Source organism: Streptomyces phyllanthi (assembly GCF_009377205.1).
Classification (GTDB): Bacteria; Actinomycetota; Actinomycetes; order Streptomycetales; family Streptomycetaceae; genus Streptomyces; species Streptomyces phyllanthi.
In genome coordinates, this window is the sequence record NZ_VJZE01000421.1 from 1 (window position 1) to 8,123 (window position 8,123).

An 8,123-nucleotide genomic window follows, 5' to 3' on the forward strand; every position below is an offset into this window, starting at 1 on the left:
CCCACACAAACCACACCCCCTCCCACCTCCCGGCAGAGGAGACCCATGCAGGTGAAGGCGCCCGACCGTGCGGCGGCCGAGCACCCGGCCCGGCCGGAGCACCGGGTCCGTCCGCCCCGTACCTCCACGCCCCGGTGGCGGTCGCGCAGGCTGAAGGGGCTCGGCTACGCCGCCCCCACGGCCGTGTTCGTCGCGGTCTTCTTCCTGCTGCCCCTGCTGCTCGTCGGGCAGATGTCGCTCAGCGACTGGCCGCTGCTCGTGGGGGACCGGGGCGTCAACGCCCCCGAGAACTACACGGACATCACCGACGCCCCCCTGTTCTGGCCCGCTGTCCGCTTCACCCTCCTCTACACCGTGATCGTGACCGTCGTCCTGCTCGGCCTCGCGCTTCTCCTCGCCCTGCTGGTGCAGGAGTCCCGCCCGGGGGCCGGCTTCTTCCGTACCGTCTACTTCCTGCCCAGCGCCCTCGGACTGGCCTCCGCCTCCCTGCTCTTCTGGGGCCTGTACAGCCCCACCAGCGGACCGCTGAGCGGCGTACCGGAAAGGCTCGGCCTCGTCGACGAGCCGGTGTCCTTCCTCGGCACGCCGACATCCGCCCTGCTCTCGACGGTGTTCCTCATCGTCTGGAAGTTCGCCGGCTTCTACATGCTGATCCTGCTCGTCGGGCTCCAGCGGATCCCCCACGAGGTGTACGAGGCGGCGCGGATGGACGGCGCGAGCCGCGGCCAGATCTTCCGCTCCATCACGCTGCCCCTGCTGCGTCCGTCCCTCGCCCTGTCCCTGCTGCTCTGTGTGACCGGATCACTGCTCGCCTTCGACCAGTTCTTCATCCTCACCAAGGGCGGACCGGACAACAGCACCGTCACCGTCGTCCAGCTGATCTACCGCGAGGCCTTCCAGCGGCTGAACCTCGGCACCGCGGCGGCCCTCTCGATCATCGTGCTGGCCGCGCTGCTCCTGCTCAACGCCCTCCAGTTCCGCGGCCTGCGCCACGCCGACGAGTCATGACACGACGTCACCCGGACCCACGCGACGAGACCTGATGAGAAGGGACACCACGGTGCTCATGCGCGCCCTCGGCCGGACGCCCCACTACGTCCTCGCCGGAGGACTGGCCGTCATCTTCCTCTTCCCCCTGCTCTGGAACGCCTGGGCGTCGGTCAGCGGACAACCCGGCACCGCACAGGAGTCCGGCTACGGCCTCGGCAACTACAGGACGCTCCTCGAGTACGACGCGGGCCTGTGGCAGTACCTCCTCAACAGCACCGTCGTCTCGGCGCTGACCGTCGCCCTGACCCTCGGTGTGTCGCTGCTGGGCGGCTACGCCTTCGCCCGCTTCGACTTCCCCGGCAAGAACCTGCTGTTCCTGCTGACGCTGGCCATCCTCATGGTCCCGTACGCCACGCTCCTCATCCCGCTCTACGTCCTGCTCGGCAGGCTCCATCTGCAGAACTCGCTGATCGGGCTGAGCCTGGTGCTGACCATGTTCCAGCTGCCGTTCGCCACCTTCATGATGCGGATCTCCTTCGAGTCAGTGCCGCGCGAGCTGGAGGAGTCGGCGCTGGTCGACGGCTGCGGCACGGCGGGCGCGCTGCGCCGCGTCCTCCTCCCGGCGGTGCGGCCGGGCCTGATCACCGTCGGGCTCTTCGCGTTCCTCGCGGCCTGGAACGACTTCATCGCGCCCCTGATCCTCGTCTCGGACAGCGAGAAGGCACCCCTGCCCCTGGCCATCGCGAACCTGCGGCAGCAGAGCATGGGCGCCGTCGACTACGGCGCCACCGAGGCGGGCGTGGTCGTCCTCGCCGTGCCCTGCCTGCTCCTCTTCCTGCTGCTGCAACGGCACTACGTACGGGGCTTCATGTCCGGCGCGCTCAAGGGCTGACCCCCCGTAGGACACCCGTAGGCCCCATACACCCCATACACCCCGTACGCCCTGGAACCGACAACCGGAAGGACCGACCGAAGGCATGAACTGGTGAGGGAGAACACGGCAAGGCCGGCCGTCTTACCCGTGGCGCCGACCCGGAGCCGGCTGCGACCGCTCGGCCTCGACGAGGTCAGGATCACCGGGGGCTTCTGGGCCCGGCGCCGGCGGACCAACGCGACCGTCACACTCGGGCACTGCCGCGACTGGATGGAACGTGCCGGCTGGACGGGCAACTTCCGGGCCGCCGCCGAGGGCCGGATCCACCGGGACCGGCGCGGCCGGGAGTTCGCCGACTCCGAGACGTACAAGCTGCTGGAAGCCATGGCCTGGGCGGCGGCGGGCGGCGGCCCGGACACCTCGCTCGACGCGGACACGGCAGCGCTCACCGAGGTCATCGCGCCCGCCCAGGACCCGGACGGCTATCTGAACACCGCCTTCGGCCGCCCCGGACAGCAGCCCCGCTACAGCGACCTCGAATGGGGCCACGAGCTCTACTGCCACGGGTTCCTCATCCAGGCGGGCGTGGCCCAGGCCAGGGCCCGGGGCGAGGGCGAGCTGACGAAGATCGCCCGGCGGGCCGCCGACCATGTGTGCGCCACCTTCGGCCAGGGCGGTATCGAGAGCGTCTGCGGCCACCCGGAGATCGAGACGGCCCTGGTGGAACTGGCCCGGCTGACGGGGGAGCAGCGCTACCTCCACCAGGCCGCGCTCTTCGTCGAACGCCGCGGACACGGAACGCTCGCCGACATCGAGTTCGGCCGCGCCTACTACCAGGACGACACACCGGTCCGCCAGGCCACGGTGCTGCGCGGACACGCCGTCCGTGCCCTCTACCTCGCGGCCGGCGCCGTCGACGTGGCCGTGGAGACCGGGGACGACGCCCTGCTCGCGGCGGTCGTACGGCAGTGGGAGAACACGGTCGCCCGGCGCACCTATCTGACCGGGGGCATGGGCTCGCACCACCGGGACGAGGCCTTCGGCGACGACTTCGTGCTGCCACCGGACCGCGCCTACGCCGAGACCTGCGCCGGAGTCGCCTCCGTCATGCTCAGCTGGCGGCTGCTCCTCGCCACCGGTGAGCCGCGCTTCGCCGACCTGGCCGAGCGGACCCTCTTCAACGTGGTCGCCGCCTCCCCGTCCGAGGACGGCCGGGCCTTCTTCTACGCCAACACCCTCCACCGGCGCCACCGGGGCACCGTGCCCCCCGCGGACACCCAGAGCCCGCGCGCCGAGTCGGGCCTGCGCGCCCCCTGGTTCGCGGTGTCCTGCTGCCCGACCAACGTGGCGCGGACCCTGGCCCAGCTGCCCGCGTATCTGGCGACGGCGGACGACCACGGCGTCCAGCTGCACCAGTACGCGGACGCGGAGATCGCCACCTCCCTCGCCGGCGGCCACGGCGTCGCGCTGCGGGTGCGTACCGACTACCCCTCCGGCGGGCACGTGGCCGTACGGATCGGCCGGGCACCCGCCCACCCGTGGACCCTGTCACTGCGCGTCCCCGCGTGGACGGCGGGTGCCACCGCGTGGCTGGTCGACCCGGACGGTGTACGGCGTGCCGTCGCCCCGGGCACGGCCGAGGTCACCCGCGTCTTCCGTCCCGGCGACGAAGTACGGCTCGAACTGCCCGTCGCACCCCGCTGGACCCACCCCGATCCTCGCATCGACGCCGTACGCGGCACCGTGGCCGTGGAACGCGGGCCGCTCGTGTACTGCGCCGAGTCCGTGGACCTGCCGGTCGGCCACGAGGCCGACGCGATACGGGTGGACCCGTCCACCGAACCGGAGGACGCACCGGCCGGACCGGACGACGCGAGCGGTACGGGCGGCACCGTCCTCGTGCCCGGCGAACTCGCCGCACCCGGCGACGTACCCGACGACGCATGGCCGTACCGGCCACTCGGCCTCCCGGCCGCCCCTCGGGCCGCCGACCGCGCCGGGATCGCCCTGGTGCCCTACCACACCTGGGCGAACCGGGGGCCCTCGACGATGCGCGTGTGGCTGCCGACGACACAGCCGCCGACAAGGTCCACCGGGAGGTAGTCGTGCACGGACCGCGAAGACGGCACAACCCGAGAACCCTGGCCGGAGCGCTGGCCCTCGGGCTGCTGGCCTCGTTCGCCGCCACCGCTCCGGCCACGGCGGACAACTCGGCCGTCGGCTACCCGAGCTACTCCGGAACCGACGACCCCGTTCCCGCCCTCCCGGCCGGATTCACCACCCGCCGCACGCTGCGAGCCCAGTACGAGGCGGACCGGAAGGCCGGGAACGGCACCGACTTCTGGATGGACCGCATGCTCGCCCGCAAGGGCGCCGACCCGGCCGGACCCTGGCTGTTCACCCGGGGCCGGGCCGTGTTCATGAAGGAGCACAACCCTTCCCGGCTCGGCTTCGGCGGCAAGGTCGCGTACTGGGAGAGCATCGACGACCGGTCCGCCTACACCGTCACCCTGGCCGTGAACGGCGAGAACGTCACCCTGCGGGAGGACACCGGCGCCAGGACGCAGACGCCCAGCCACTGGCGCAGCGAGTTCACCCACGAGGCCACCGGTCTGAAGGTGACCCAGACCAAGTTCATCACCGACGCGAACGTCGCCGTCACGAACCTGGCCCTCACCAACACCGGCTCGGCGAGCTGGGAGATCACCCTGCGCGCCGCGTCCCCGTACACCACGACCCCCGAAGCCCGTGAACTCACCGGAGCGGTGCCCGCCAGGAACAACCTCACCACGGTCTTCCCGCGGCTCAGCGGCGACGGCATGGCCCCCGCACCCGACGGCGACGCCCTCACACGCTCCCTCGCCGTACCCGCGGGCGCCACCGTCACCACCAAGGTCCAACTGGGCTTCGTCACCGAGGAGATCGTCCGCTCCCGCACGGAGTACGACGCCGTGCGCACCGCGACGCCCGCCGCCGCCTTCCGGGACCACGTGCGGACGTACAACCGCTGGTGGGCCGAGAACCTGCCGTACCTCGACGTCCCCGACGACAACATCGAGAAGACGCTCTACTACCGCTGGTGGCTGCTGCGTTACAACTACCTCGACGCGGACATCCCGGGCAACGACTACCAGTTCCCCACCTCCATGGAGGGCGTGCTCGGCTACAACAACGCCATCGCCCTGACCGTCGGCATGTTCGTCGACGACCTCAAGTACCTGCGCGACCCCAGCTACTCGTACGGACCCTGGGTGTCAGCCGGCGAGGTGTCGAAGAACGGCAAGTACACCGACAACCCGGGCGACCCGGAGAACTGGTCCAACAGCTACACCCAGTACATCTCCGAGGCCGCCTGGCGCTCCTACCAGGTGCACGGCGGACCCGACGGCATCGTGCGCAACCTCGCCCGGTACGCGGAGAAGGACGTCCGCGGCCAGCTGGAGAACTACGACGAGGACGGCAACGGACTGATCGAGTACGACTGGGGCGCGATGACCGGCAACGACGCCGACGCGGTGTCCTTCGACTGGAAGCCGGGGAACCTCGACCGCGCCGAATCGGCGTACGTCCACAGCAACGCCACGGCGGCGGCCCGTGCGTACGACCTGCTCGGCGAGAGGGCCAAGGCCGACGAGATGCGCGCCGTCGCACAGCGCGTGAAGGACGCGGTCCTGAAACACCTGTGGGACCCGAAGGACAAGCTGCTCAAGCACCGGCACGTGGCCAGCGACACCCTGGTGCCCTGGAAGGAGATCAACAACTACTACCCGTACAGCGTGGGCCTGATGCCCACGCCGGACGAGGACCCGCAGTACCTCGAAGCCCTGCGCCTGTGGGCGGACGCCGAGCAGTACCCCGTCTTCCCGTTCTTCACCGCCAACCAGGCCGACAAGGCGGAGGCGGCGGAACAGGGGCACCCGGGGAGCAACAACTTCTCCGTCATCAACTCCACCGTCACCTTCCGCTTCCTCTCCTCGGTGCTGCGGAAGTACCCGAACAAGTACATCGACAGCACCTGGTACAAGAAGCTGCTGTCCTGGAACGCCTGGGCCCACTACGTCGACGGTGACAACCGGTGGCCCGACCAGAACGAGTTCTGGGCCGACGGCAGCGCCGACCCGCAGAGGATCGGCTACCGCTCCTGGATCCACCACACCATCCTCGGCACCACCAACTGGACCGTGATCGAGGACGCGATGGGCTTCCGGCCGCGTGACGACCGGAAGATCGAGCTGTGGCCGATCGACGTCGACTGGCCCCACTTCGCCGTCACCGACATCAACTACCGCGGCACCGATGTCGCCGTGCTGTGGGACGAACCGGGCGACGGGAAGCGGCCGTACGGCCGGAAGGTCCCCGAGGGCTACTCCGTCTACCTCGACGGCAGGCTCGCCTTCACCGCCGACCGCCTCACCCACCTTGTCCACGACCCCGCCACCGGCAAGGTGACCTTCCCCGACGGCGGAGGCGCCAAGGCCCGAACCACAGGCCTGCGGACGGCTGTCGCGGAGCCGCAGAACGTCGAGTACCGCCGGAAGGACCGCGTCACCGACCTCTTCGCCAAGGCGGGCCGGGACCTGACAGGCGCGGCGAAGGAGAACCTCGCCGCCGGCGCCACGGCCCGCGCCTCCCACGAGGCCCAGGGACACGCGGTGACGGGAGCAGTCGACGGCTTCACCGTCAACGAGCCCTTCTGGGGCGCCCGCGGCTCGGGCAACGCCGAGGACTGGTACGAGCTCGACTTCGGGCGCCCGCGCGCGGTCGACGACGTCAGGCTGTACTTCTACAGCGACAAACGACCCGGCGGATACACCGAGCCCGCCCTCTACACCGTGCAGTACCAGGACGGCGCCGGGCAGTGGAAGGACGTGGCCCGCCCCGCCAGGTCACCGGCCATTCCGAGGGCCAACCTCAACCAGGTGAGCTTCCGGAAGGTGACCACCGGGAAGCTGCGGGTGCTGCTGCGCCACCGCGACGGCCACACCAGCGGCCTGAAGGAGATCCAGGCGTTCTCCACCGGAGTCCGGGCCCCGGCCGCCCGCAACCGGGCCCCGTACGTCGAGGCGTGGCGCGACACCGCCTACAGCCGCCCGGGCCAGGTCAGGCTCACGGGGATCGTCGAGGACGACGGACTGCCGGAGCGGAAGCTCTCCGCCTCCTGGAAGGCGGCCGACGGACCGGAGGGCGGCACCGTCATCTTCGACGACCCGCGCGCCTCGACGACCGTCGCCCGCTTCACCGAGGCCGGCACCTACACCCTCGAACTCACCGCCACCGACGGCACGCTGGAGTCCTCGAAGAAGGTCGTGGTCAAGGTGGAGGGACTCGCCGACGGGCAGGTCAACGTGGCACCGTCCGCGACACCCACCGCGTCCTACACCTCGGGCTGGGAGTCGGTCGCCGCGATCAACGACGGCCGCGAACCGGTCTCGTCCTCCGACGCCCCGCGCTGGGGCAGCTGGCCCCAGAAGGGCACCCAGTGGGTCCAGTACACCTGGGACGACCCGGTCCGCGTGGACGCCTCCGACATGTACTTCTTCCGCGACGCGCAACCCGGCGCGGGCGACGGCGTCGGAGTCCCGGCGTCCTGGGTCATCGAGTACCGCGACGGCGACACCTGGCGCGAGGTCGACCCGGCCGGCGACTACGGCACCGCGGAGGACACCTACAACAAGACCGCCTTCACCCCCGTGACCACCACCGCCCTGCGCGCCCGGCTGACCGGACACCCCGGCCTCGCCCTGGGCGTGCAGGAGTGGAAGGTGTACGCCGAGACCCCGGAGTCCGTGCGCGACGTCCATGTCCCCACCCTCCGGAGCAGGATCCCCGACCTGCCCCGACAGGTGACCCTGGTGTACGCCGACGGCTCGACGGCGCGCTCGCCCGTGGCCTGGCCTGCCCTCACGGAGGACCAGGTCGCCGAGGGCGGCACCAGCGTACGGATCACCGGGCTCGCCGACCGGACCGCACAGCCCGTCACCGCGACCGTGTGGGTACGCCAGAGCGACGCGGTCGAGATCACCAGCATCGCGGAGGAGCCCGTCACCACCCGGGCCGGCCGGCCACCCACGCTCCCGGAGACCGTCGTCGCCACCTACAACGACGGATCCAAGGACAGCCGGACCGGCGTGACCTGGGACCCGGTGGAACCGGAGAGGTACGCCGAGCCGGGGACCTTCGAGGTGAGGGGAACCGTGGCGGGCACGGCATACCGGGCCACGGCCACGGTCACCGTGACCGCCCCTCCATGACATCGCCC

4 protein-coding genes are annotated in these 8,123 nt (G+C 70.9%); all 4 read left to right on the top strand.

What is annotated here, in order from left to right; translation table 11 throughout:
• The first annotated feature begins 45 nt into the window (after positions 1 to 45).
• The 4 genes from FNH04_RS36540 (at position 46) to FNH04_RS49160 (ending at position 8,115) form a co-directional block, all read left to right on the top strand.
• Positions 46 to 1,008 (top strand): carbohydrate ABC transporter permease, encoded by a 963-nt coding sequence (locus FNH04_RS36540; RefSeq protein WP_152790138.1) that lies wholly within the window; start codon positions 46 to 48, stop codon positions 1,006 to 1,008.
• A 52-nt stretch (positions 1,009 to 1,060) separates the two neighbouring features.
• On the top strand, positions 1,061 to 1,882 hold the full coding sequence (locus tag FNH04_RS36545; RefSeq protein WP_322724869.1) for a carbohydrate ABC transporter permease: 822 nt from the start codon (positions 1,061 to 1,063) through the stop codon (positions 1,880 to 1,882).
• Positions 1,883 to 1,975: 93 nt separating this feature from the next.
• Positions 1,976 to 3,967 (top strand): glycoside hydrolase family 127 protein, encoded by a 1,992-nt coding sequence (locus FNH04_RS36550; protein ID WP_322724868.1) that lies wholly within the window; start codon positions 1,976 to 1,978, stop codon positions 3,965 to 3,967.
• The gene (locus FNH04_RS49160; protein ID WP_152790141.1) at positions 3,922 to 8,115 is read left to right on the top strand and encodes an Ig-like domain-containing protein; all 4,194 of its coding nucleotides are present in this window, start codon (positions 3,922 to 3,924) and stop codon (positions 8,113 to 8,115) included. Before FNH04_RS36550 ends, FNH04_RS49160 begins: the two co-directional genes overlap by 46 nt.
• The last annotated feature ends 8 nt before the right edge of the window (positions 8,116 to 8,123 follow it).

Excerpts from the sequence above, each read along its gene's own strand:
- FNH04_RS36540 (WP_152790138.1), top strand. The coding sequence starts at position 46 with ATGCAGGTGAAGGCGCCCGACCGTGCGGCGGCCGAGCACCCGGCCCGG.